Here is a 23,459-nt window from a genome sequence, read left to right as displayed (position 1 = left end):
CTTCACCGGGATCGAAGGCAAATGGTGGGAGTAACAAGGATTGAACTTGTGACCCTTCGCGTGTGAAGCGAATGCTCTCCCGCTGAGCTATACTCCCGTCGCCATTGGCGAAGTCTGTCAGAGAGATGGTGGGCGTAACAAGGATCGAACTTGTGACCCCCTCGATGTCAACGAGGTGCTCTCCCGCTGAGCTATACGCCCATCTCTCCGGGAAGGCAGCGCCGCTAGGCCCTGCCAGTGGCGCGGATAGACCATAAAACCCGATGGGGGGTCAAGAGGGCAATCCGCACAAATCTGATAGTCTTTTATCTCAGGCGGCCAGCAGACGCTCAACCTCGTTGACGAGGTCCTTGAGATGGAACGGTTTGCTGAGTACCGAAGCGTCCTTCGGAGCCTCGCTATCGGGGTTCAGCGCAACCGCTGCAAAGCCGGTGATGAACATCACCTTGAGATCAGGATCGAGCTCGGTAGCGCGCCGCGCCAGCTCGATACCGTCCATTTCCGGCATCACGATATCGCTGAGCAGCAGCGAAAAGGGTTCCTCGCGCAGGCGCTCATAGGCGGAGAGGCCATTATCAAACGACACCACCTCATAGCCTGCATTCTTGAGGGCGCGCGTCAGGAACTGGCGCATATCGTTATCGTCTTCTGCAAGCAGAATTCGCTTCATCAAATTTCTCCGGCCGTCTGGGCTTGAGTCGCACTCTAGGCTGCGATGTTTAAGGCAAGTTTGCCGTTCTGCAAACGCAACCCGATTCTGGGTAGCAAAATTGCGAGAATGTGGACAATTCTGTCACAAACGGCGAAACTGGGGGCCAAAATCAACGATTGGCCGGAAACGGCCTCAGCGCGAGGAGGCAGTGTGCGGTCCGACTATTGGGATCAGCCGGCATTTGAGACCATCCGGCCCCGCCGGTTGCTCGCGCCGCTCGTGTTCAATTCGCCCCATTCCGGTCGCGTCTATCCCGAACGCTTTCTGGCCATGACCCGGCTTGATCATCTTTCCATCCGGCAATCCGAGGATGCCTGGGTCGATGAGCTGTTCGCCCGTGCGCCCCATGTTGGCGCCCCGCTGCTGCGCGCCCATTTTCCGCGCGCCTATCTCGACGTCAATCGCGAGCCCTGGGAACTTGACCCCACCATGTTCGTCGAGCCGCTTTCGGATCGCTTCAACACGACCTCGCCACGCGTCGCCGCCGGTCTGGGCACGTTGGCCCGCGTGGTAGCCGAGAACAAACCCATCTATCGCGAGCGGCTCACCCTGGATGATGCCCGCATGCGCATTGAGGGTATTTATCACCCCTATCACGCCGCCCTGCAGCGCCTGCTCAGCGAAGCCATGAATGCCTATGGGGTCGCCCTGCTGATCGATTGCCATTCCATGCCGCGCATTTCGCGCTCCAACGAAAAGGCCGCGCCCGATATCGTGCTGGGCGATCGCTATGGCACCACCTGTGCGCCCGGTCTGGTCGATCTGGTCGAAACCATCTTCACCGGCGCTGGCCTGCGTGTCGCGCGCAACCGCCCCTATGCCGGCGGCTTCGCCACCCGCACCTATGGTCGCCCCCAGCATGGCGTGCACGCCCTGCAGATCGAAATCAGCCGCCACCTCTATATGAACGAGGTGACCCTGACCAAAAATGACGGCTTTGATGCCATTCGCGGCGTCATGGAGCGGCTGATCTTTGCCCTGATCGGGCTGGACCTAGTCTCGCTGGTCGGCAATCAGGCCCTTCCCGAAAAGGCCGCTGCCGAGTAAGCAGGACCTATCCTTCCTGCCTCATTGCCAGCACGGACCACTCATGACCATCGATCTCGCCAAAGTCGAAGCCACCCTGCTGGCCGCCGCCGACGCCGCCGCGACCAAAACCCTGCCGCTGTTCCGCACCAATCTGGGTGTCGACAACAAGCTCGCCGCTGGCTTTGATCCGGTCACCGAGGCCGATCGCAGCGCCGAGACCGCCATTCGCGCCGTCATTGGCGAAAATTTCCCCGATCACGCCATTATCGGCGAGGAATGGGGCAATTCGGGCGACAGCGAATACACCTGGATCATCGATCCCGTCGATGGCACCCGCGCCTTTATCACCGGCGTGCCGGTCTGGGGCACGCTGATCGGCTTTGCCCATAAGGGCGTTGCCATCGCCGGCGTCATGGCCCAGCCCTTTATTGGCGAAACCTTCCTGGCCAGCCCCGGCAGCGCCACCTATCACCGCAACAGCCTGACCCGGCCGCTGCGTACCAGCGGCCAGACCGAACTGGCGCCATCGAGCGTCTTCACCACCACCCCCTCGCTGTTCAGCTCGCCCGAGCTGATGGCCAAGTGGAAGGCGCTCGAAGCCGCCACCCAGTTGCAGCGCTTTGGTCTGGATTGCTATGGCTATGCCCTGCTGGCGGCCGGCCACGCCGACATTGTCATCGAGCCATTTCTGAACACCTATGACATTGCCGCCTTGGTGCCCATCATCCGTCAGGCTGGCGGCGCCATAGCCTGCTGGGACGGCAGTGAACCCACTGGCGGCGGCAATGTGGTGGCTGCAGCCACCCCGGCCCTGCTCGAAAAGGCGCTGGCCGTGGTCAACGCCGCCTAGTTCTTGAACACGATCGAGCCGACAAAGCGCGGCCGCTGCACGGCCCGATAGTGAAACGTGATCTGGTCCAGCCCGAACCCGCTGACCAGCGCGCTATAGGGCACGAAGGTTTCGGTCACCAGCACCGAGTCGCCATTGGCGATGTCGGGCACCACGCTGAGCGGCAACGCCGTACTGCCCACCGCAGCGGTCTTGCCCACCGTTTTGGTCCAGTCCACCACCAGCCCGCTGCCGACCCGCGAAATGCTGGTTACCCGCAAGGCCCCGTCGCGCACAATGGCCACCGAATGGGTAGTCAGGCTGAGCATGTTGGTCATCACATCATTGCTCACCACCGTCTGGCGCGACAGGATATCACCCACTGTATAGGTGGCCTTTTCCAGGTTTTGCGCCGTGCGGAACATGTGAAAAATGGTCACCGATCCCAGCAGCAGCATCAGCAGCACCGGGGCGAACAAGGCGAACTCCACCGCCGACGCCCCGCGCTGATCGCCTATCCATGCCGATAGCCCGCGCCGCTGTGTGCTCATGATGGCTCGTTCACAAAGGCCGATTTGGCGATGATCCGATAGGCCCCGGTATTGTCCTTGGGCAGGGCCAGCCCCACCCCCAGACCCGGCGTCAGCGGCGAAACCACAAAGCACGCGCGCACAAACACCGTCTGCGAGCGCGACCCCGCATCAAACCGCAACACCGGCGCCACCTTGCTGCCCCGGTTGATGCAGCGCGAGGAATCGGTGGGATAATCGGCTTCCTTGGTGATCGGGATCAGCTCGATGGTCAGCGTGTTGACGCAGTCATTGAGCACCATGGCCTGCTTGCATACCGCCTGGCGGATCAGCGTCTGGGTCGGGTTGGCCAGACTGCCAATGCGCAGCGAACGCACCGTCAGATCCAGCCCCCGCTCCAGCATGATGGTCTGCACCATCGTCCAGCCGACCTCGATGGTCGAAAAGATCAGCGCGAACAGCATCGGCACGATCAGCGCGAACTCCACCGCAGCCGCGCCCGCCTGATGCCGCACAAACCCCCCGCGGATCCGCGTGATCATTGGGTCAACCGGATCTTCTGGATCGCCGAGGCGATCGAGCTGAACGCCTTGGCGATATCAAGCCCGGTCACCGAATAGAAATGGCTCGGGCTCGAGGCGCAATTGGCCATTTCCGTGGCGGCGGTGGAATCCACTTCAAACCCGATGGTGAACACCACCACCCCATTGGCCTTGGCCCGGTTGCACACCTTGTACATCAGATCGCGTGCCTGGGTGCGCGACTGGGTCAGCTTGTTGTCGGGCGCCAGGGTAACCGATCGATTGGCGTCCTTGGGGCGGTACTGGTCGCTGATCGCGCCATCCGTCATCAACACGATGAATTTGAGCGTTTCGCCGTCATTGAACGCCGAGGGCCGCCCGGCAAAGGCTGTCGGCACGATCCCGGCCGTGGACGCCCACTGCACAAAATCGCGCGATGTCGGATCGAGCAGCATCAGCCCCCAGTTCATCGCCACCGCCGTGCCGGTGCCGTCATGCATTTTGTAATCGGTGATGCGCTGCTTGAGCGCAGTGGCATTGTTGGACAGATAGCTGATCGAGGTGTCCTCGGTGGGACACCACCACCAGTTCATGTCCTTCACGTTCTGGTTGAAATTCCAGTGCGTGAAATGGGGCACCTGCGCCCGGCCGGCAAAGGTGCGCATGCCCGCCGCGTAATCGGCATCGGCAAATTCAAAGCACGACGAATTCTTGTGCAGCCGCGTCCCGCCCAGCCCGGCGAATACCGCGGACCCCACATTGACCTGGCCCGCATAGGGCACGATCGACACCGATGTGTAATCGGCCGTCTTGGCGTTCAGGATCGCATCGATAAAATCGCGTGCCGCCGGCTTGAGCAGGTCAATGCGGCGCGGATTGCCATTGCGCATCGAACCCGACACGTCCAGCATCAGCGAGATTTCGACATTCTTGCGCCGCTCGATGGCGGTGGCCGAGGCGCTCACCATGATGGTGTTGACCCCGATCAGCGGCAGGAAGCCCGTCGACATGGCATACTGCGCCTGCACCGTGACTTCGCGATAGTTCAGCCCGGTCTTGGGCGTGAAGCTCACCTTGACGTCTTTGATGAACGGCACCGACTTCATGTAGTCGGTTACGGTTGCCTCGATGGTGCGGGTTTGCGTCAATGACGCGGCGGCCAGCACAGCGCGATCAACGCCATCCTGCAACTGCACCCGATAGGCTTCGTGGCGGGCGATATCGGTTGCCCCACCAGCCACGACCAACATTGGAATAAAGGCGAATGCACAGATAATCGCAACGTTACCCGAGCGGTCGGATAAGAAGCGCGTCAACAAGCTGCGTATGGGCAACTACTGGTCCTCAAATGCCATGCTGGCATCGACCCAATTCCTATCGCAACATCGTTGAAAATTGGTGAGTTTCAACGTCCACCGTGGCGCCCCACCACGCGATCGTGATGCGACCTCGACAGCACCAAACCTGTCGGGTTTCGATCTCGTTGCCGCCGTGACATCTAGCTTAGCCCTTTGCTAAAAGCAGACAACGGGAGGACCATGATGAACGATGTTGCAGGCCATATTCTCCTTCTCTCCGGCCATCCTGGCTCAGGCAAGACCACAACTGCCGAAGCGCTAGCCCACCTCCCTGGCGCGCCCAAGGTGCATCTCCACTCCGATGACTTCTGGGGATTCATCAAGCACGGTCATATCGACCCATGGCTTGAACAAGCCGATCAGCAAAACCAGATGATCATGCAGATTGCGGCGGATGTCGCGGGCCGCTACGCCAGCCACGGCTATTTCGTCGTACTTGATGGCGTGGTGCGGCCAGGCTGGCTCCCTGCTTTCAAGGCTCTTGGCCTGCCCCTTCACTATATCCTGCTGCGCACGACAGCCGCCGAAGCAGTCGAGCGCTGTGCTGTTCGCGGCGGCGATAGCCTTAGCGATCCGCAGATAATTGCAGACCTTCATGCCCAGTTCGCCGACGTTGGGCCATACGAAACGCATGTTCTTCCCGTCAGCGGGCAAGATCGTCAGGAGACGCTTCGAGCGGTGATTGCGGGGCTGCAGTCGAACGTCTACAGCATTCTCACGTCGGGCCTTTGAAGGTATGCGTCGCACAATTTTGGATGCAGGTGTTTAAAGCGGCCCGACAAAAGGGCGGGTGACGGTCAGCTTTGCCCTGCCAGTCTCCGATAGCCGCCAGTCCGTTACCCACCCCGGACCGGCCCCACTCACCCGCTCTGCTCGGTAATGAACGCATCAAACGCGGCAAACACCTGGCCGCGGATCGCGTCGCTTTCCATGAACAGTTCATGCCGCGCGCCGGGGATCACCATGTGGCGCCCGGTCCGCATCCGCAGGCCCAATTGCTCAATGGCATTGGTCGACACCACCGCATCGCGCGCCGCGCCCAGCATCAATAGCGGAATGCGCACGCTGGCGGGAAAGCTGTCGCCGCCGGCCACTGTCATCGCGCCAAAGGCCGATGCCGCCCAGCGCACGGTCGGCGCACCGATTTCCAGCATCGGGCGGGCATTGAGCACATCGACCATGCGCAGATAGCGCAGCATGTCCCCGGTCAGCGGATTATTGGGAAATGTCGCCTCTGACGCGGGCTTGTCAGCCTTGCGGCTCACCGGCATCCGGCCCAGCCCGACAAAGCTGAGCACCTCGGCCACGCGCGCCATCCCCGCCATGCTCAATGGCAGGCCGTCCAGCGCCAGCATCGGGGCCGACAGAAAGATCCTGTCAAACATCAGCCGGTCCCGGGCGCCGGCCATCAGCGAGGCTAGCCCGCCCATTGAATGGCCCACCAGATAATAGGGCGGCGGGCATTCGGGCAGCAGGATATGGCCGTGAAAGCTCTTGAGGTCCGTCCAGTAATCCTCGAACCGGTCGACATAGCCCAGCGCTGGATTGTCGATCAGCCGGTCCGAGCCGCCCTGTCCGCGCCAGTCAAACGTGGCCACCGAAAACCCCCGCTTGCGGAAATCGGCAATGGTCTCGAAATACTTCTCGATGAATTCGGCACGCCCCTGCACCAGACAGATCGTGCCGCGATGCTTGCCTTCCGACTTCGGCCAGAACGCATAGCGCAGCTGCACATTGTCGGGCGTCTTGAAATAACCCACCCGCGCGCCCTCGGGCATGGGGTTGGATGCAATATTGACCAGGCTGGGTCCATTGGGATCGACGACGTTCATGAGAGACCTGTTCTGGAAGGCACAATTTGCTGTAGCGGGATTCGCGGGCTGCCGAGTGGAAAATGGGGGGTGATGAGAACCGGCGCGCAGCGTACTTGAGTACGGGAGCGCCACAAGCGCAAGAGCCTGCCATTTGCAGACCGGCAGATTGCCAGAACCGCTGCAGCAAAAGAAAACCAGCATCCCGGGGGATACTGGTTTCCTTCATGACGGCCCGTGCGGGGGGCGGAAGACGGGCCGCTGTTTTACCGTGCCGGGATTGCTCTCGGCACACCCGCACTTCTAGCGCCCCCCGCCTGAACGCGATTGGACCAGATCATTCATTTTCGGTTCATGCCCGACGCAATCCTGCACCCCTTGAACCCGTCATTCGGCCCCCCATATTTCATTTGTTCGCCGGCACTCGCCGGGGACCCCGGCCTCGAATTTCACGGCTTGCCTAATGTTGGGAGCCAGCACGAGACCACCGGGAAACCACGTTGCTTTACGGAGAATGTGACTATGCAGACCATTGATTTTTCCCCCTTCTACCGCTCGACCGTCGGCTTTGACCGGGTCTTCAATCGCCTCGACAATCTGGTCGGGCAGGAAGCCAAGACCTACCCTCCCTACAATATCGAGCGCACCGGTGATGACACCTACCGCATCTCGATTGCCGTAGCCGGTTTTGGCAATGGCGACATCGCCATTGAGACCAAGGAAAACAACCTTGTGGTCAAGGGCGCCAAATCCGCCGAGACCGCCGACAAGGCCCGCGAATTCCTCCATCGCGGCATTGCTGAACGCGCCTTTGAACTGCGCTTCCAGCTTGCCGACTATGTCGAGGTTCACGGCGCCACCCTCGAGAATGGCTTGCTCCATCTCGAACTCAAGCGCGAATTGCCCGAAAGCAAGAAGCCGCGCTCGATCGAGATCAAGTCTGGCGAGCAGCCAACCATTGAGGACAAGTCGGTCAACTAGACGCCGGCGCTTGCGCAAAATCGCTCCACTGGAGCGGTTTTGGGCGGCTGGGCCATCAGGGCTGAGCTCGTATGGCCCCGTTGTCCAGCCTGCATGATCGGAGGCGCAGTCAGGCTCTGACTGCGCCTTTTTTGCGCCCCGATAACGGAACCTCAGCCCACCCCATTGGTTGATGACTCACATCATCAAGCGTCAACAGCGTCAAAGGAACTCATTATGAAGACCCCCTCGATTGCTCTGAAGGCCAACGCCAAGTCGACCGTTATCGACATTCTCAATGCCCGTCTGCTTGACGCCATTGATCTGGCCCTGATCGTCAAGCAGGCCCATTGGAACCTCAAGGGTCCCAATTTCATCGCCGTGCACGAAATGCTCGATCCCATGCGCACCGCCATCGATGGCCATGTCGATGTGATCGCCGAGCGCGTGGCTCAGCTTGATGGCACGCCCGTTGGCACCAGCCAGGCCGTGGCCAAGTCGAGCACGCTCGACGCCTACCCCACCGATATCAAGAAGGTCCCCGACCATCTTCAGGCGCTTGCCGATCGCTTTGCCAGCATCGCCAATCAGGTGCGCGAAGATATCGACGCCACCGACGAAGCCGGTGATGCTGATGCCGCCGACATCCTGACCGCCTTTTCGCGCGAGCTCGACAAGGACCTGTGGTTCATCAAGTCCCATCTCGAATAGGCAATTGCCACATCAATTGTGATCAAGAGGCGCTTCCCGACCGGAAGCGCCCCTTTTGCGGCGTCAAACCGCCAAAATGCCTATTATTTCCTACACCTCAGTTGGTGATTTCCTATTTTCTGCCCCCTCAGCGCGGCAAAGGCGCTTGCTCCCAGTTTGGAATTATGCAAATGTGCGGTCGATAGGGCAGTACAACTGTCCTATATGACGCGTCGCCCCGCTCTCCGCGGCCAGCACGCACGCTGGTCCGGCTGGACCGCTAGACGATAGCGGAAACGGGCAGGCGGGGCTAAACTAGCCCGAATTCGAGTGGCCATTTGGATGCAGTGCCACTCCCCACGCATGGACGTATTTGCTCATTCGAGCCGTACTGTGTACGACCCGCGTGAGCAACGCGCCCACTAGAGGATCGAGACCGCATCCAAACCGTCGGGCAACTGACACCACCAGGATGCACACCATATAGTGACATCGCCCGGCGACGGGCGCGACCAACCAACGAGGAACACGCCATGGCACACACGCGGAACGGATCCATTTCTCCCGTCACCACGAAACCTGCCACGGCCAAAACCCTGATTTTGGATGGCAAGCGCGTATCGCACGGCCGCCCCGAGGCGCAGGGTCTGTATGATCCCGCCAACGAGCATGATGCCTGCGGCATCGGCATGATTGCCAACATCAAGAACAAGGCCAGCCACGAAGTGGTGCAGAAGGGTCTCGAAATTCTCGAGAACCTTGAGCATCGCGGTGCCGTGGGCGCGGATCCCCTCATGGGCGATGGCGCCGGCATTCTGGTGCAGACCCCTCATGACTTCTTCAAGAAGGTCATGCCATTCGATCTGCCCGAAAAGCACCACTACGCCGTGGCCATGCTGTTCTATCCCAACACCGATGGCCTGCGCGATCGCGTTGCCAAGCGCGTCCATGCCTGCCTTGAGCGCGAGGGCCTGAGTGTCCTGGGCGAGCGCGTCGTGCCCACCGACAACTCGGCCCTGTCCGCCGGCGTGATCGCCACCCAGCCCATCATCGAGCAGCTGGTGATCGCCCGCCCCGATGGCCTGAGCCTTGATGAGTTCGAGCGCAAGCTGCTCATCGTGCGCAAGGTCATCTCCAACACCGTCTATGCCGACATTCCCGAATCCGCTGGCGATAACGGCTTTTATGTCGTGTCCATGTCGGCCCGCACCATTGTCTACAAGGGCATGTTTCTGGCCTTCCAGCTGGGCGCCTTCTATCTCGACCTGCATGACGAGACGTTCCAGAGCGCCATCGCTCTGGTGCATCAGCGCTTTTCGACCAACACCTTCCCCTCCTGGAAGCTGGCCCACCCCTATCGCATGACCACCCACAATGGTGAGATCAACACCATTCGCGGCAACGTCAACTGGATGGCGGCGCGCCAGGCCTCGGTCTCCTCGCCCAAGTTCGGCGATGACATCACCAAGATTTGGCCGATTTCCTACGAAGGTCAGTCCGATACGGCCTGCTTCGACAACGCGCTCGAATTCCTCGTGCGTGGCGGCTATTCGCTGCCCCATGCGGCCATGATGCTGATCCCCGAAGCCTGGGCCGGCAATCCGCTGATGGATGAGACGCGTCGCGCCTTTTACGAATATCACGCTGCCCTGATGGAGCCATGGGACGGTCCGGCTGCCATGAGCCTGAGCGATGGCCGCTACGTCGTGGCAACGCTGGACCGCAACGGCCTGCGCCCTGCCCGCTATCTGGTGACCAAGGAAGGCCATGTGGTCCTGGCCTCGGAATCCGGCGTGCTGACCATTCCCGACGAGGACATCGTCGAGCGCTGGCGCCTGCAGCCCGGCCGCATGCTGCTGATCGACCTTGAAGAAGGCCGCATCATCTCCGACGAAGAGATCAAGCAGACCCTGGCTACCAAGAACCCCTATGCCGAATGGCTCGCCCGCAGCCAGATCGTGCTTGAGGATCTGCCCAAGACCGAGCTTGAGACGCCCAAGACCACCGAGTCCCTGCTCGATCGCATGCAGGCCTTTGGTTACACCCAGGAAGACATCAAGATCCTGATGACGCCCATGGCCACCACCGGCCAGGAAGCTGTCGGATCCATGGGTACCGACACGCCCATTTCCGCGCTGAGCCAGAAGTCCAAGCTGCTCTACACCTATTTCAAGCAGAACTTCGCCCAGGTGACCAACCCGCCCATCGATCCGATCCGCGAGGAATCGGTGATGAGCCTGGTCAGCTTCATTGGCCCGCGCCCCAACATTTTCGATCTCGAAGGCGTCTCCAAGGAGAAGCGCCTTGAGGTGCGTCAGCCCGTTCTGACCAATGAGGATCTCGAAAAGATCCGCGCCATTGGCGATATGGCAGACAACCAGTTCCGCACCGAAACCATCGACATCACCTACTCTGCCGACAAGGGCGCAGTGGGCATGGAAGCGGCCATCAATGCCATTTGCGAGCGCGCTGAAGCCGCCGTGCGCGGCGAGTTCAACATCATCATCCTGTCCGACCGCCTGGTCGCGGCTGACCGCATCGCCATTCCCGCGCTGCTGGCCACCGCTGCCGTGCATCACCACCTGATCCGCAAGGGTCTGCGCACCTCCTCGGGTCTGGTGATCGAGACCGGCGAAGCCCGTGAAATGCACCAGTTCGCCATGCTGGCCGGCTATGGCGCCGAAGCCATCAACCCCTATCTGGCGTTCGAAACCCTGGCCGCCATGCATGCTGAAGGCGAGTTCCCGGCCGAAGTCGACGCCCAGGAAGTGGTCAACCGCTACATCAAGTCGGTCGGCAAGGGCCTCCTCAAGGTCATGTCCAAGATGGGCATCTCGACCTACCAGTCCTATTGCGGCGCCCAGATCTTCGACGCCGTCGGTCTGAGCACCGAATTCGTCAAGCGTTTCTTCTTTGGCACCGCCACCACCATTGAGGGTGTCGGCCTGGCCGAGGTCGCCGAGGAAACCGTGCGCCGGCATACCGACGCCTTCGGCGCCAAGGCCGTGCTGCGCAAGGCCCTCGATGTGGGCGGCGAATACATGTACCGCATCCGCGGCGAAAAGCATGCCTGGAGCCCCGACGTCGTCGCCGATCTCCAGCACGCCGTCCGCACCAAGGATGACGCGCCCGAAACCGCGCAGGAACGCTACAACAGCTTTGCCGAGCGCGTGAACTCCGGCGAAAACGGCTATCTGGCCATTCGTAACCTGTTCGACATCAAGCCCATTGGCGCCGCCGTGCCGCTGGACGAGGTTGAACCCGCTGCCGATATCGTCAAGCGTTTCGTCACCGGCGCGATGAGCTTTGGCTCGATTTCGCGCGAGGCCCACACCACGCTGGCCAAGGCCATGAACACCATTGGCGGCAAGTCCAACACCGGTGAAGGCGGCGAAGAGCCCGATCGCTACAAGCCCCTGCCCGATGGCTCGCGCAACCCCATGCGCTCGGCCATCAAGCAGATCGCCTCGGGCCGCTTCGGCGTCACCACCGAATATCTGGTCAATGCCGATCAGCTGCAGATCAAGGTCGCCCAGGGTGCCAAGCCCGGCGAAGGTGGTCAGCTGCCCGGCCACAAGGTCGACTGGATCGTTGCCAAGACCCGTCACTCCACACCCGGCGTGGGCCTTATCAGCCCGCCGCCGCACCATGACATCTATTCCATCGAAGACCTTGCCCAGCTCATCTACGATCTCAAGAACGTCAATGAGCAGGCCGATATTTCGGTCAAGCTGGTCTCCGAAGTCGGTGTCGGCACGGTTGCCGCTGGGGTTGCCAAGGCGCGTGCTGATCACATCACCGTTTCGGGCTATGATGGCGGCACCGGCGCTTCGCCGCTGACCTCGCTCAAGCATGCGGGCGGTCCATGGGAAATCGGTCTGGCCGAAACCCACCAGACGCTGGTGCTCAACCGCCTGCGCAGCCGCGTCCGGCTGCAGGTCGATGGCGGTCTCAAGACCGGTCGAGACGTGCTCATTGGCGCCCTGCTGGGTGCCGACGAGTTCGGCTTCTCGACCGCGCCGCTGATCGCGGCAGGCTGCATCATGATGCGCAAGTGCCATCTCAACACCTGCCCGGTTGGCGTTGCCACCCAGGATCCGGTGCTGCGCAAGCGCTTCAAGGGCACGCCCGAACACGTCATCAACTACTTCTTCTTCATCGCCGAAGAGCTGCGTGGCCTGCTGGCCGGGCTGGGTGCGCGCACCCTCAACGAGCTCATCGGCCGTTCGGACCTGCTCGATCAGCGCAAGCTGGCCGATCACTGGAAGAGCGAAGGCGTTGATTTCACCAAGCTGTTCTTCAAGCCGGAACTGCAGGGCGAGGACACGCTCTATCACTCCGAGACCCAGAACCATCATCTGGAATCGGTGCTCGATCGCAAGCTCATCGAACTGGCCCAGCCCGCGCTTGAAAACGGCACGGCGGTCCATATCGATCTGCCCATCCGCAGCCGCGACCGCTCTGCCGGCGCCATGCTCTCAGGTGCAGTGGCCAAGAAGTATGGCCATGAGGGTCTGCTCGATGACACCATTTCGATCAAGCTGAGCGGCACCGCCGGTCAGGCCTTCGGTGCGTTCCTCGCCCGCGGCATTTCCATCGATATGGTCGGCGATGCCAATGACTATGTCGGCAAGGGCCTGTCGGGTGGCCGCATCGTGGTGCGTCCGTCCGAAAAGGCCGCCTTTGATCCCAACAAGTCAATTATCGTGGGCAATACCGTACTCTACGGCGCCATTGCCGGTGAGTGCTATTTCCGCGGCGTGGCTGGCGAACGCTTTGCCGTCCGCAATTCGGGTGCCATCGCCGTTGTTGAAGGCACCGGTGATCACGGCTGCGAATACATGACCGGCGGCGTTGTCGTGGTCATGGGTCAGACCGGCCGCAACTTCGCAGCCGGCATGTCTGGCGGCGTCGCCTATGTGCTCGATGAAGACGAAACCTTCCGCGAGCGCTGCAACCTGGCCATGGTCGATCTCGAGCCCGTGCCCGAGGAAGAAAACCTCATGCGCCGACTGCACCATCACGGTGGTGATCTGGAATGGCACGGCCGTGTCGACATCTCTGGCGACATGACGCGCCACGATGACGAGCGCCTGCACCAGCTCATTTCCAACCATCTGCACTATACCGGCTCCACCCGAGCCAAGCAGATCCTCGATAACTGGGTTGAAATGCGGCCCAAGTTCGTCAAGGTCATGCCCGTCGAATATCGCCGCGCCATCCGCGAGATGGAACAAAAGCGCGCGTCCGGCGGTCTTGGCGCACCGGCAGAATAAGGAGAGAGCACATGGGTAAGGTAACAGGCTTTCTCGAGATCGAGCGCGAAGAGCCCCGCTACGAGCCAGCGTCCGATCGCATTCGCCACTTTGGTGAATTCACCATTCCGCTCTCGGAAGGGCGTGTTGTCGATCAGGCTGCCCGTTGCATGGATTGCGGTATTCCGTTCTGCCATGGCGATACCGGCTGCCCGGTCAACAACCAGATCCCGGACTGGAATGACCTTGTCTATCACGGCAATTGGGAAGACGCGGCGCGCAACCTGCACTCGACCAACAACTTCCCCGAGTTCACCGGCCGCATCTGCCCCGCCCCCTGCGAGGAAGCCTGCACGCTGAACCTGGAAGACGTGCCGGTCGCCATCAAGACCGTCGAACAGGCCATTGCCGACCGCGCCATCCGCGCGGGCTGGATCAAGCCGCAGATCAACCCCGACAAGACCGGCAAGTCGGTGGGCATTATCGGTTCGGGTCCCGCAGGCATGGCCGCGGCCCAGCAGCTGGCCCGCGCGGGGCACGATGTGCACCTTTATGAACGCGAGCCCAAGGCCGGCGGCCTGATGCGCTATGGCATTCCCGACTTCAAGATGGAGAAGGAACACATCGACTTCCGCGTCACTCAGATGGAAGCCGAAGGCGTCACTTTCCACTACGGCGTCAATGTCGGCGTCACCACGCCACTGGCCGAGCTGCAGGCAAAGCACGACGCCGTGCTGATGTGCGGCGGCTCCGAAAAGCCGCGTGATGTCGATGCCGAAGGCACCGATCTGGCGGGCGTGCACTTCGCCATGCCGTTCCTGGTGCAGCAGAACCGTCGCCTCGGCGGCGAGGATGTGTCGGGTCAGGCCCAGCTAACAGCCGCGGGCAAGCATGTCGTGGTCGTCGGCGGTGGCGATACCGCCAGTGACTGCGTGGGCACCTCGTTCCGTCAGGGCGCCATTGCGGTGACCCAGCTGGACGTGCGTCCCATGCCACCAGAGCTTGAGAACAAGCTGACCAACTGGCCCAACTGGGCGGTCAAGATGCGCACCTCCTCCAGCCAGGCTGAAGGCGCCATCCGCGAATTTGCGGCAGGCACGATGAAGATCATCGGCAATGCCAAGGGTCAGGTCACCGGCGTTGAATGCGCCCGCGTTGATCGCAAGCGTCAGCCCATTCCCGGCAGCGAGTTCATCATCAAGGCCGATCTGGTCCTGCTCGCCATCGGCTTCGCCTCCCCCGTCAAGGAAGGCATGCTGACCGAACTGGGCGCTGATCTGGACAAGCGCGGCAATCTGTTTGCTGACACCATCAGCTACAAGACCACCGTGCCCAAGGTCTACGCGGCCGGCGATATGCGCCGTGGGCAGTCGCTCGTCGTCTGGGCCATCCGCGAAGGCCGTCAGGCCGCCCGCTCCATCGATTTCGATCTGATGGGCAAGACCAACCTGCCGCGCTAGCAGCATCGGAGGTGGGCCTCGGCCCCACCACCCACCGCGCGCATTCCTCCCCCTGCCCAAGGGGGAGGCCGCAAGGGGTACGCTTCCAATCGCCCAATCAGGGCTGGTGAGACCGTGTCCGGAGATCAAACACTCTCACGCCACACGCCAAAGTGGTGCCTTCCCCTGATCAGGGGGAGGCTAGGAGGGTACTCTTCCAGACGCCAAGCCAAATCCCCCTCAGCAAACCCAAAAAACGCCACCACCACCAGCGCTACCGTGCCGACACACATTCTGCTATCAGCTTGGCCGATCTGCGCTGTCGCATCGCATGCCAAGTTAGAGAACTGCCATGACCCAGAAGCCCTATGTCGTCGATGAACTGATCTCGGCCAAGTCCATCGCCGCCCGCGTCGAAGCCCTGGCAAAAGAGATCTCCACTCATTACGCCGATACCGACAAGCTCGTCGTCGTCGGCCTGCTGCGCGGCTCATTCATCTTCATCGCCGATCTGGTGCGCGAACTCGACCTGCCGGTTGAAGTCGACTTCATGGAAGCCTCTTCCTATGGCAATGCCATGGAATCGAGCCGTGAAGTCCGCATCCTCAAGGATCTGCGCGGCGAGATCGCCGGCCGCGACGTGCTGGTGGTCGAGGACATTGTCGACACCGGCTATACGCTCAAGCATGTGCTCGAAATCCTCGGCACCCGCCACCCCCGCCGCATGGAAGTGTGCGCCCTGCTCAACAAGCCCAGCCGCCGCGAAACCGACGTGCAGGCGCGCTGGATCGGCTTTGATATTCCAGACAAATTTGTGGTTGGCTATGGCATCGATTACGGCCAGCGCAATCGCAACCTGCCCCATATCGGCGCAGTCCGCTTTACCGACTAGCGGCCGCTGCCGTTTTCGACCACGGCTGCAGGGTCGACCCCCACGCCAAACGCATCCACCCGACCGATCGGGGCGCTCATCAGCGCCTCCAGCGTAAAGGGTGCAGGTGCAGCAGGCGCGCCCGACGATATCAGCAGGTCATTGGAGCGCGCCGGCACCCGGCTGATCGGGATCACTGCCCCGGCGATTTCCAGCAGACGCGTCTGCCCCAGCCCCTGATAGGGCGGGCGCACCATGGCCGCTGCATCGGTGCCCAGCAGCGGATCGGCCACCGCACTGACCACACCGCCACCGCGATAGAAGGTGCGGATCGACTGGCTGAGATAGAACGCCAGCTTGTCCGATCCCGCCGTTGCGAAATGGATGCCGTCATCCTTGCGCATGCGCGCATTCTGTCCGTTTACATCGGGCCCGTACGAGCTGTACTTGCCGTCTTCGCCCAGGAACCGCTCATAGATGTCGACATATTCCGCGCCGCCCGAAAACGTCGCCAGCCGCTGCACATTGGCAATCTGGCTGATCGCTGCGGAATAGGACGCCTTGCTCATGGGCGGCAGCCCGACCCAGATGACCGGCTTGCGTGCCGCCCGCAACTGCCCCAGGAACCGGGTCAGTCGCGCCTGATATTCCGCCGTCCAACCTTCGGTCAGCGATGAATAGGTCTCCCCTTCCGCGCGGATCTCCTGACGGTCATTAATGCCGATGATCACCACGGCCATGTCAAAGCTGTCCGCCGCGATCTGCTCGGCTAGCGCCTTGTTCCAGTCAAAGAAGTCATCGCGCACAAAGCCGGACGAGCTGACCCCCTGATTGATCACCACCAGATTGGCGTCCTCGGCATAGTGCCGCTCAAGCGCCTTGCTCAGATCAATCGCCAGGGAGTCGCCGAACACCGCCAGTCGCGTCGCGTCGGCAGATTTCTCCACCTGCGGCTTGGGCGGCGGCAGGCTGGCCGCGGGTGCCTGCTGGCGCGTGGTGCGCTGTGGCTGCTGCACCGGAGCAGGCTTGGTTTCTTCCTCACCGAACAACAGGTCAAACAGCGTCCGGCGCTTCTGCGCCTGTGCCATCAGCATGGTGTCGGGGCTTTGGGCGAGCGCGGGCGCCACGTCCACAAGGACGAACATCCCGATCAGCAATGCCAGAAACAGACGGGTCATGCTCAACTCACGCGCCAAACCTGTCCCCTCCTAGCAAAAGCCAGACCGCAGCGCCATCACACGCACCGGGAAGTTATCGGCGCACAGCCGCCAGCGCATTATAGGCAGCCTTGGTGATGAAGCCATCTGCAACAGCGCCTTGGCTGGCCTGGAAGCGCGCATAGGCTTCCTGGGTAATCGGCCCCAGCCGACCATCCACGCTGCCATCATAGAGCCCCAGCGCCCCCAGCGCGCGCTGGATTGCCTCGCGCTCGGCCAGATTGGGAAACACCGTGCCGCGCGGCCAGTCATCGACAAACGGCCCACCGCCCTTGAGCCGGTCGGTCATATGCGCCACGCTCATCGCGTAGCTGTCCGAGAAATTGTAGCCCTTGAGCACCAGATAGTTCTGGGTCATCAGAAACTTCGGCCCATCCTTGCCCGCTGGCACATAGAGAAACACCGGCAGGTTCGGATCGCTGAACTGACGCCCTGCCACCCGCGCTATGCCCCTCTCGGCAAAAAACGACACCGGACGCAATTGCGTGCGGCTGGCCAGCAGATAGTCGAACCCGCTGGGCACAACCACCTCCATGCCCCAATCAACGCCGGGCTGGTAACCCAGCCCCCGCATGAACCGCGCACTGGTGGCCAGCGCATCGGCCAGTGAATTGTGCAGGTCCACCCGACCATCGCCATCGCCATCCGTGCCATGCGCCACCACATTGGAGGGGTTCACCTGCAAATGCCCGATGGCACCGGCCCAGGATCCCAGCAGGGCATCCGCACTGGTCTGCCCCCGCTGCAGCAGCACCAGCGCTGCAATCAGATCAGCCTCATCCTCGACCAGCCGGCTGCGGCGCTGATGCACCAATGTCGCCAGCGAACGCACGATCGGGCGGATCAGGCCAGCATTGCCCAATACCGCGCCATAATCGGTCTCCATGCCCCAGATCGCGCCCAGCAGATAGGGATCGACGCCATAGGCTTCACCCACCGCCGCAAACAGCGCCTGATTGCGCGCAATCGCTGCCTTGCCCCGTTCGATCCGTCCGGCGGTCACCCGCCCGTCGATATAGTCCCAGATCGGCGTGGTGAATTCGGGCTGTGCTGTTACCAGTTTTGGCACGCGCGGGTCCGGCGTCAGTCCACCCATCACTGCGTCATACACTTGCCGGTCGACGCCCGCCGCCACCGCCTTGCTGCGGAAATTGGCAACAAAGCTGTCAAAGTTCTCGACCGGCTGCCCAAATGTGGCAGTGGTCAGGCTCAGTGCTAACAATGCGCTAGCCAATAGGAGCTTGAGGGTGTCCATCGGCTAGCGGTTTCGCACCATCAGATGCTTCTCCCAGGCAAAGGCCGATTGCACGATTTCGGTCAGGTCAGCATGCTGTGGTACCCAGCCCAGCGTCGCCCGGACCTTCTCGCCTGTCGCGGTAATCGAGGCCGGATCCCCGGCCCGCCGCGGCCCCTCTTCGGCCCGCAGATCAACGCCGGAAACCTTGCGAACCGTCTCCACCACCTCGCGCACCGAATAGCCCTGACCATAGGCGCAATTGAGCGTTGTGCTGTCCCCACCACCGCGCAAATGCTTGAGCAACAGGGCATGGGCGGCAATCAGATCGCTGACATGGATATAGTCGCGAACGCCCGTGCCATCAGGGGTTTCGAAGTCCGTGCCGAAGATATCCATCTTCTCGCGCTGCCCCAGCGCCGTCTGGCAGGCCACCTTGATCAGGTGGGTCGCCTCGGGCGAGGACTGCCCGCTACGACCCTGCGGATCGGCGCCGGCCACATTGAAATAGCGCAGCACGCCAAAGGTCATCGGATGCGCCGCGGCCACATCGGCCAGCATCATCTCGGTCATCAGCTTGGAGCGGCCATAAGGCGACATCGGATTGAGTGGAGTGGTTTCCACAACCGGCGCCAGCCCTGTCATGCCATACACCGCAGCCGTGGACGAGAAGATGAAATGCTTTACCCCACCCTTGACGGCGGCTTCGATGAGATTGCGCGAGGTCGCGGTGTTATTGCCGTAATATTTCAATGGGTTAGTCACCGATTCCGGCACCACGATGGAGCCAGCAAAATGCACAATCTCGGTGATGCCGTGCTTTTTGATCAGCCCGACCACGAAATCAATGTCGCCAGCATCGCCCTGTTCGAACAGCGCCCGCCCATCAATGGCCCAGTCAAAACCAGTGACCAGATTGTCCAGCACCACGACGTTTTCGCCCGCATCACTCAGGCTGAGAACCATATGGCTGCCGATATATCCAGCGCCACCCGTTACCAATACCGCCATTGCCTAGCCCTCTGCATTTGCAACCAAATTTTCTGTCGTGATATTATACAAGCATTGCGATAGCTTTACTTTCGTCAACAGCACGGAGAGATACCTTTGTCCAAACGCGTCAGAACGGCCGTATTTCCGGTAGCCGGTCTCGGAACCCGATTCCTGCCCGCCACCAAGGCAATGCCCAAGGAGATGCTGACCGTTGTGGACCGACCGCTCATTCAATACGCGGTCGATGAAGCGCGCGAAGCGGGCATTGAGCATTTTGTCTTTGTTACCGGCCGCAATAAGGGCGTGATCGAAGACCATTTCGACCGCCAGTTCGAGCTCGAAACCACGCTGGAAGCGCGTGGCAAGACCGAGGCTCTCGACGAGCTCCGCAAGGATTTGCCTTCGGCCGGCCACAGCAGCTTCACCCGCCAGCAGGAACCGCTGGGTCTGGGCCACGCTGTCTGGTGCGCCCGCGAAATCGTCGGCAATAACCCCTTTGCCCTGCTGCTGCCCGACATGATTTTCCGCGCGCAGCCCGGTGTCCTGCGCCAGATGATCGACGCCTATGAGGACGAACAGAACGGCGGCAATGTTATTGGCGTGGAGGAGTGCGCGTGGGAAGACGTATCCTCCTACGGCGTAGTCGTGCGCGGGGAGGGCCCCGATACCGGCTTCACCATCAATGGCATGGTCGAAAAGCCCAAGCGTGAAGAGGCGCCATCGAACCTGTTTATTTCGGGTCGCTATATTCTGCAGCCGGAAATCTTTAACCTGCTGGCCGACCAGGCCAAGGGCGCTGGCGGAGAAATCCAGCTGACCGACGCCATGCAGGTGCTGATGCAGGAGCAGCGTTTCACCGGGGTAAAATACGAAGGCAAGGTCTTCGACTGCGGTTCAAAGCTGGGTTTTTTGACGGCCAATGTGCTGTTCGCCCTGGACCGGGACGATATCCGCGACGGCTTCATCAAGGAACTGCGCAATCTCGATTTTGGCGACCAGCTCTAGGTCTGTATCAGCGCGATACCGTAATCCCGACGCTGACCTGGTGTGCCTCCTGCGGGCCGTTGGTCGAGCTGTCTGACTTGTCGAAATTGTAGTCGGCAGTCAGCGCGGTATGGGCATTGACCTTATAGTCACCACCGGCGCCGAAACCATAACCGGTTTCGGTGTCAGTGCTGCCGATATAGCTCGCACTGCTCCAATTGGCGAGCGCGCGCAGGGCGACCCAGCTATTGACCGTATAGGCGACTTCACCATCAGCTGCGTAGCCAATGCGCGTTGATCCTGACCCGCTTGGGCCCGGAGGCGCTACAGTAGTCGACAGACCAGCGGTCATCTGGATGGTCGGATCGGGCCGGAATGTCAGCGAGGCGTCGTAGGTCTGAGCGGTCACTTCACCTAGGCTACTCGCATCAAACCGTCGCAGCGTCACTCCCGTCGACGCACTTGCCTCGAGCACCTCGTTCCACTTGCCCGTCACACCAGCCTCAAGCGAGCTGGTGGTTGCGTCGGGCTTGAGACCCAGCGATGCCGACTGCACGTCAAATACATCGCGGCCAACGCTGGCTCTGCCGAACACTTCAAAGATCGGCGTGATCTGAAAGCCCACCCGCAATCCTGTGTTGAGCGCCCAGGCGTCCTGATCGGCATTGTTGACGCGTGTGCCATCGCTCAGGGTCGTCTCCTGATAAACCGTGCGATCAGCCGAGCCGGTCAATCCGACATTGAACTTGCCGAATTGCCGCGTCACACCCAGATCGCCGCCACCGCTGATCGTCAGGGGCGCAACCTCGATATTGCTGGCGACGCCCGGCGTCCCTGCTTGTGAACGTGTCACCGACAAGCGGCCCGCTGCATCCAGTGTCGTGTCACTATCCAGCGCGTAGCCAAGCGAACCCGACAGGCGCAGGGCGCTGACATCAATCTGACCATTGATCGGCTGCACGATTTCGGCACTGCCGGTAGCACTCACATTGGAGCGCGAGCCGGTATGGCTTAGCGTCACCGAAGGAATTGTGCGGACATCAAAGCGTTCGCCGCTGGTGGATTTTGTATAGCTGCCGCGCAGCGCCACCGACCAGTCGACATCGAAGAATGGATCGTGGGGTTCGCGCAGCCAATTGCCATTGGCCAGCACCGGGTCAGCGGGGTAGATGCCCGGCGTCAGCCGGTCATTATCGCTACGCGACCCGTCGCCGGTAAACACATCCGATTGCGCGATAGCGGGCGCTGCCAGGCACAATGTGCACAAGGCGCCAGCCCGCCAGATCGTGTGCCGTAACCGCAAGGACAAGTTCCGCTCCGCCAGCCAGTGAACAGGCAATCGGCGTACCGATCGACACCTGCGGACGCAATTGTCCGAGGCGTGGCGATCTTTCCATCTTATGGTTAACGAAGACTTGCCCGGCGCTAAGAGATCGCCTCGACCTTGAGCACCGCCCCATCGCTGCCCACGATCCGCACGCGCTGCCCGACAGGCAGTTCGGGCCCCGATACCCGCCAAACCGTATCGCCTAGCACCACCCGGCCATAGCCCTGGGCAATAGCCTGCTCCAGCACTGTCTCGTGCCCGATAAAATGGTCAGCGCGCCTATTTAGAAAGGGACGATCGGTCGGTGTGGGCCGATTGCGGCTCCAGCGCACCCAGGCAAAGATAGTCAGCAGGCTCAGACCGCCAAAGATCAGCCACTGCAGCGGCCACGGCATGGGCTGCACCATGGTTAGCAACCCGGTAATGATCCCCGAAATGCCCATCCACAGCAAAAACCCGCCCGGCAGAACGAGTTCGAGGCCCAGCAAGACCAATCCGCCAACAATCCAGGACCAGTGTCCATTGGCAACAATCAGATCAACGATCTGCATCACCGCCTCCTATTGCGCCGACCCTGCCGAGGGTGGACGTCCCGGACGTGCCGCGGCTTGTCCCTTGTCACCGAAGGTTTCCTTGGCGATTTCAGCGATGCCGCCAATAGCCCCGATGACGCTGGCCGCTTCCATCGGCATCATCAGCAGCTTCTGGTTCGGCGATTTGGCGATCGATTCCAGTGCTTTGATATAGTTATTGGCGACGAAATAGTTGATCGCCTGCACACTGCCCGAGGCGATGGCCTCGCTCACCACCTGGGTCGCCTTGGCTTCGGCTTCAGCCGAACGCTCGCGCGCTTCAGCATCGCGGAACGCGGCTTCCTTGCGGCCCTCGGCTTCAAGAACCTGGGCCTGCTTGGCGCCTTCCGCTTGCAGGATCGCACTCTGACGACGGCCCTCAGCTTCCAGAATAGCCGCACGCTTTTCACGCTCAGCCTTCATCTGACGCCCCATGGAATCCACCAGATCCTTGGGCGGGTCGATATCCTTGATCTCGATGCGGGTGATCTTGACACCCCAGGGCGATACGGCCGCATCAACCACCCCAAGCAGGCGCTGATTGATCTCGTCGCGATTGGACAGCAACTGATCCAGATCCATCGAGCCCATCACCGTGCGGATGTTGGTCATGGTCAGGTTGAGAATGGCGTTTTCAAGGTTGGAGACCTCATAGGCCGCCGCTGCCGCATCCAGTATCTGGTAAAAGGTCACGCCATTGGCCGTAATCGAGGCATTGTCGCGGGTGATCACTTCCTGATGGGGCACATCGAGCACCTGCTCCATCACATTGATGCGCTTGCCGATGGCATCGATAAACGGCACGATCAGGTTCAGGCCGGGCCTGAGAGTACGGGTATATTTGCCGAACCGCTCAATGGTGAAGTTGTAGCCCTGCGGTACGATCTTGGCACCGGCAAACAGTACCAGCAATGCCAGAATACCCAGACCAATCAGCGTGATGCTGAGGCCGTCCAACCCAAAACTGTCCATTCTCGATTCTCCCATGCCGCATTTTGCCGAGACCTTATGGACGTCTTGAGGCACGCGCAACGCCGACCGCGGCGGAACAAAGGCGCAATCGGACTCGTTATTGGCAAAAGTCGTCAGACCAGCGAGCCCGCCATGCCAGCGTCACGTCCCATCTG

General features: G+C 61.3%; 20 protein-coding genes and 2 tRNA genes. 9 read left to right on the top strand and 13 right to left on the bottom strand.

Annotated features, from left to right (window positions below; translation table 11 throughout):
- Positions 1-22: 22 nt before the first annotated feature.
- From AC0L37_RS01945 to cpdR, 3 genes are all read right to left on the bottom strand, one after another.
- Positions 23-97: transfer RNA gene (locus AC0L37_RS01945), tRNA-Val, on the bottom strand.
- A gap of 29 nt (positions 98-126) precedes the next feature.
- Positions 127-201 (bottom strand) — tRNA-Val (locus tag AC0L37_RS01940).
- 109 nt (positions 202-310) lie between these two features.
- Entirely contained in the window at positions 311-670 is a 360-nt protein-coding gene (gene cpdR / locus AC0L37_RS01935) for a cell cycle two-component system response regulator CpdR (protein ID WP_269370139.1), read from the bottom strand.
- 192 nt (positions 671-862) lie between these two features.
- On the opposite strand from cpdR, the gene AC0L37_RS01930 reads away from it, so the two are divergent.
- The gene (locus tag AC0L37_RS01930; protein WP_269370137.1) at positions 863-1,759 is read left to right on the top strand and encodes an N-formylglutamate amidohydrolase; all 897 of its coding nucleotides are present in this window, start codon (positions 863-865) and stop codon (positions 1,757-1,759) included.
- Positions 1,760-1,802: 43 nt separating this feature from the next.
- The gene (gene hisN / locus AC0L37_RS01925; RefSeq protein WP_282222144.1) at positions 1,803-2,591 is read left to right on the top strand and encodes a histidinol-phosphatase; all 789 of its coding nucleotides are present in this window, start codon (positions 1,803-1,805) and stop codon (positions 2,589-2,591) included.
- On the opposite strand, the gene AC0L37_RS01920 is transcribed toward hisN, so the two are convergent.
- Genes AC0L37_RS01920 through AC0L37_RS01910 form a run of 3 tightly spaced genes read right to left on the bottom strand, consistent with a single transcriptional unit; the run spans position 2,588 to position 4,955 of the window.
- Complete coding sequence (locus tag AC0L37_RS01920) at positions 2,588-3,121, bottom strand: TadE/TadG family type IV pilus assembly protein (protein ID WP_282222145.1); 534 nt, start codon at positions 3,119-3,121, stop codon at positions 2,588-2,590. The genes hisN and AC0L37_RS01920 overlap by 4 nt on opposite strands.
- The gene (locus AC0L37_RS01915) at positions 3,118-3,642 is read right to left on the bottom strand and encodes a TadE/TadG family type IV pilus assembly protein (RefSeq protein WP_282222146.1); all 525 of its coding nucleotides are present in this window, start codon (positions 3,640-3,642) and stop codon (positions 3,118-3,120) included. Before AC0L37_RS01915 ends, AC0L37_RS01920 begins: the two co-directional genes overlap by 4 nt.
- Positions 3,639-4,955, bottom strand: coding sequence for a pilus assembly protein (locus tag AC0L37_RS01910; protein WP_212656800.1), 1,317 nt, complete (start codon positions 4,953-4,955; stop codon positions 3,639-3,641). Before AC0L37_RS01910 ends, AC0L37_RS01915 begins: the two co-directional genes overlap by 4 nt.
- Before the next feature lie 204 nt (positions 4,956-5,159).
- Between AC0L37_RS01910 and AC0L37_RS01905 the strand changes: the two genes are divergently transcribed.
- Positions 5,160-5,711 carry an AAA family ATPase gene (locus AC0L37_RS01905; RefSeq protein WP_282222147.1) on the top strand — a complete coding sequence of 184 codons (552 nt, stop codon included), beginning with the start codon at positions 5,160-5,162 and terminating at the stop codon, positions 5,709-5,711.
- 128 nt (positions 5,712-5,839) lie between these two features.
- On the opposite strand, the gene AC0L37_RS01900 is transcribed toward AC0L37_RS01905, so the two are convergent.
- Positions 5,840-6,811 (bottom strand): alpha/beta fold hydrolase, encoded by a 972-nt coding sequence (locus tag AC0L37_RS01900; RefSeq protein ID WP_212656799.1) that lies wholly within the window; start codon positions 6,809-6,811, stop codon positions 5,840-5,842.
- A 501-nt stretch (positions 6,812-7,312) separates the two neighbouring features.
- On the opposite strand from AC0L37_RS01900, the gene AC0L37_RS01895 reads away from it, so the two are divergent.
- From AC0L37_RS01895 to hpt, 5 genes are all read left to right on the top strand, one after another.
- Entirely contained in the window at positions 7,313-7,771 is a 459-nt protein-coding gene (locus tag AC0L37_RS01895) for an Hsp20 family protein (protein ID WP_212656798.1), read from the top strand.
- Between the two features lie 216 nt (positions 7,772-7,987).
- Complete coding sequence (dps, locus tag AC0L37_RS01890) at positions 7,988-8,461, top strand: DNA starvation/stationary phase protection protein Dps (RefSeq protein WP_212656797.1); 474 nt, start codon at positions 7,988-7,990, stop codon at positions 8,459-8,461.
- Between the two features lie 512 nt (positions 8,462-8,973).
- Complete coding sequence (gene gltB, locus AC0L37_RS01885; protein WP_269370124.1) at positions 8,974-13,716, top strand: glutamate synthase large subunit; 4,743 nt, start codon at positions 8,974-8,976, stop codon at positions 13,714-13,716.
- Positions 13,717-13,727: 11 nt separating this feature from the next.
- Positions 13,728-15,155: a glutamate synthase subunit beta gene (locus AC0L37_RS01880; RefSeq protein ID WP_212656795.1), complete on the top strand. Its 1,428-nt coding sequence runs from the start codon at positions 13,728-13,730 to the stop codon at positions 15,153-15,155.
- Positions 15,156-15,486: 331 nt separating this feature from the next.
- Positions 15,487-16,026, top strand: coding sequence for a hypoxanthine phosphoribosyltransferase (gene hpt, locus AC0L37_RS01875; RefSeq protein WP_212656794.1), 540 nt, complete (start codon positions 15,487-15,489; stop codon positions 16,024-16,026).
- Here the strand turns inward: hpt and AC0L37_RS01870 are convergent.
- The 3 genes from AC0L37_RS01870 to galE all read right to left on the bottom strand — a co-directional run bounded on the left by AC0L37_RS01870 (position 16,023) and on the right by galE (position 19,467).
- Positions 16,023-17,183 (bottom strand): SGNH/GDSL hydrolase family protein, encoded by a 1,161-nt coding sequence (locus tag AC0L37_RS01870; RefSeq protein ID WP_269370120.1) that lies wholly within the window; start codon positions 17,181-17,183, stop codon positions 16,023-16,025. The genes hpt and AC0L37_RS01870 overlap by 4 nt on opposite strands.
- A 73-nt stretch (positions 17,184-17,256) precedes the next feature.
- Positions 17,257-18,444, bottom strand: coding sequence for a lytic murein transglycosylase (locus AC0L37_RS01865; protein WP_282222148.1), 1,188 nt, complete (start codon positions 18,442-18,444; stop codon positions 17,257-17,259).
- Between the two features lie 36 nt (positions 18,445-18,480).
- On the bottom strand, positions 18,481-19,467 hold the full coding sequence (gene galE, locus AC0L37_RS01860) for a UDP-glucose 4-epimerase GalE (protein ID WP_269370117.1): 987 nt from the start codon (positions 19,465-19,467) through the stop codon (positions 18,481-18,483).
- A gap of 96 nt (positions 19,468-19,563) precedes the next feature.
- Between galE and galU the strand changes: the two genes are divergently transcribed.
- Positions 19,564-20,454 carry a UTP--glucose-1-phosphate uridylyltransferase GalU gene (gene galU, locus AC0L37_RS01855; RefSeq protein WP_212656790.1) on the top strand — a complete coding sequence of 297 codons (891 nt, stop codon included), beginning with the start codon at positions 19,564-19,566 and terminating at the stop codon, positions 20,452-20,454.
- A gap of 7 nt (positions 20,455-20,461) precedes the next feature.
- Here the strand turns inward: galU and AC0L37_RS01850 are convergent, their stop codons facing one another.
- The 3 genes from AC0L37_RS01850 to AC0L37_RS01840 form a co-directional block, all read right to left on the bottom strand.
- Positions 20,462-21,742 (bottom strand): outer membrane beta-barrel protein, encoded by a 1,281-nt coding sequence (locus AC0L37_RS01850; RefSeq protein WP_282222149.1) that lies wholly within the window; start codon positions 21,740-21,742, stop codon positions 20,462-20,464.
- Between the two features lie 116 nt (positions 21,743-21,858).
- Positions 21,859-22,311 (bottom strand): NfeD family protein, encoded by a 453-nt coding sequence (locus AC0L37_RS01845; RefSeq protein ID WP_269370113.1) that lies wholly within the window; start codon positions 22,309-22,311, stop codon positions 21,859-21,861.
- 9 nt (positions 22,312-22,320) lie between these two features.
- The gene (locus AC0L37_RS01840; RefSeq protein ID WP_212656787.1) at positions 22,321-23,304 is read right to left on the bottom strand and encodes an SPFH domain-containing protein; all 984 of its coding nucleotides are present in this window, start codon (positions 23,302-23,304) and stop codon (positions 22,321-22,323) included.
- Positions 23,305-23,459 lie beyond the last annotated feature (155 nt).

This window comes from Devosia sp. J2-20 (genome assembly GCF_055808475.1).
Note: the sequence above shows the minus strand (reverse complement) of the source record. Positions and strands in the feature narration are given on the sequence as shown.

Bases quoted from the DNA above. Each gene is read 5' to 3' on its own strand.
- AC0L37_RS01840 (WP_212656787.1), bottom strand. From the start codon at position 23,304: ATGGACAGTTTTGGGTTGGACGGCCTCAGCATCACGCTGATTGGTCTG.
- AC0L37_RS01900 (WP_212656799.1), bottom strand. From the start codon at position 6,811: ATGAACGTCGTCGATCCCAATGGACCCAGCCTGGTCAATATTGCATCC.
- hisN (WP_282222144.1), top strand. From the start codon at position 1,803: ATGACCATCGATCTCGCCAAAGTCGAAGCCACCCTGCTGGCCGCCGCC.
- AC0L37_RS01920 (WP_282222145.1), bottom strand. From the start codon at position 3,121: ATGAGCACACAGCGGCGCGGGCTATCGGCATGGATAGGCGATCAGCGC.
- AC0L37_RS01905 (WP_282222147.1), top strand. From the start codon at position 5,160: ATGATGAACGATGTTGCAGGCCATATTCTCCTTCTCTCCGGCCATCCT.
- gltB (WP_269370124.1), top strand. From the start codon at position 8,974: ATGGCACACACGCGGAACGGATCCATTTCTCCCGTCACCACGAAACCT.
- AC0L37_RS01915 (WP_282222146.1), bottom strand. From the start codon at position 3,642: ATGATCACGCGGATCCGCGGGGGGTTTGTGCGGCATCAGGCGGGCGCG.
- AC0L37_RS01895 (WP_212656798.1), top strand. From the start codon at position 7,313: ATGCAGACCATTGATTTTTCCCCCTTCTACCGCTCGACCGTCGGCTTT.
- cpdR (WP_269370139.1), bottom strand. From the start codon at position 670: ATGAAGCGAATTCTGCTTGCAGAAGACGATAACGATATGCGCCAGTTC.
- AC0L37_RS01845 (WP_269370113.1), bottom strand. From the start codon at position 22,311: ATGCAGATCGTTGATCTGATTGTTGCCAATGGACACTGGTCCTGGATT.
- dps (WP_212656797.1), top strand. From the start codon at position 7,988: ATGAAGACCCCCTCGATTGCTCTGAAGGCCAACGCCAAGTCGACCGTT.
- AC0L37_RS01880 (WP_212656795.1), top strand. From the start codon at position 13,728: ATGGGTAAGGTAACAGGCTTTCTCGAGATCGAGCGCGAAGAGCCCCGC.
- hpt (WP_212656794.1), top strand. From the start codon at position 15,487: ATGACCCAGAAGCCCTATGTCGTCGATGAACTGATCTCGGCCAAGTCC.
- galE (WP_269370117.1), bottom strand. From the start codon at position 19,467: ATGGCGGTATTGGTAACGGGTGGCGCTGGATATATCGGCAGCCATATG.
- AC0L37_RS01870 (WP_269370120.1), bottom strand. From the start codon at position 17,183: ATGACCCGTCTGTTTCTGGCATTGCTGATCGGGATGTTCGTCCTTGTG.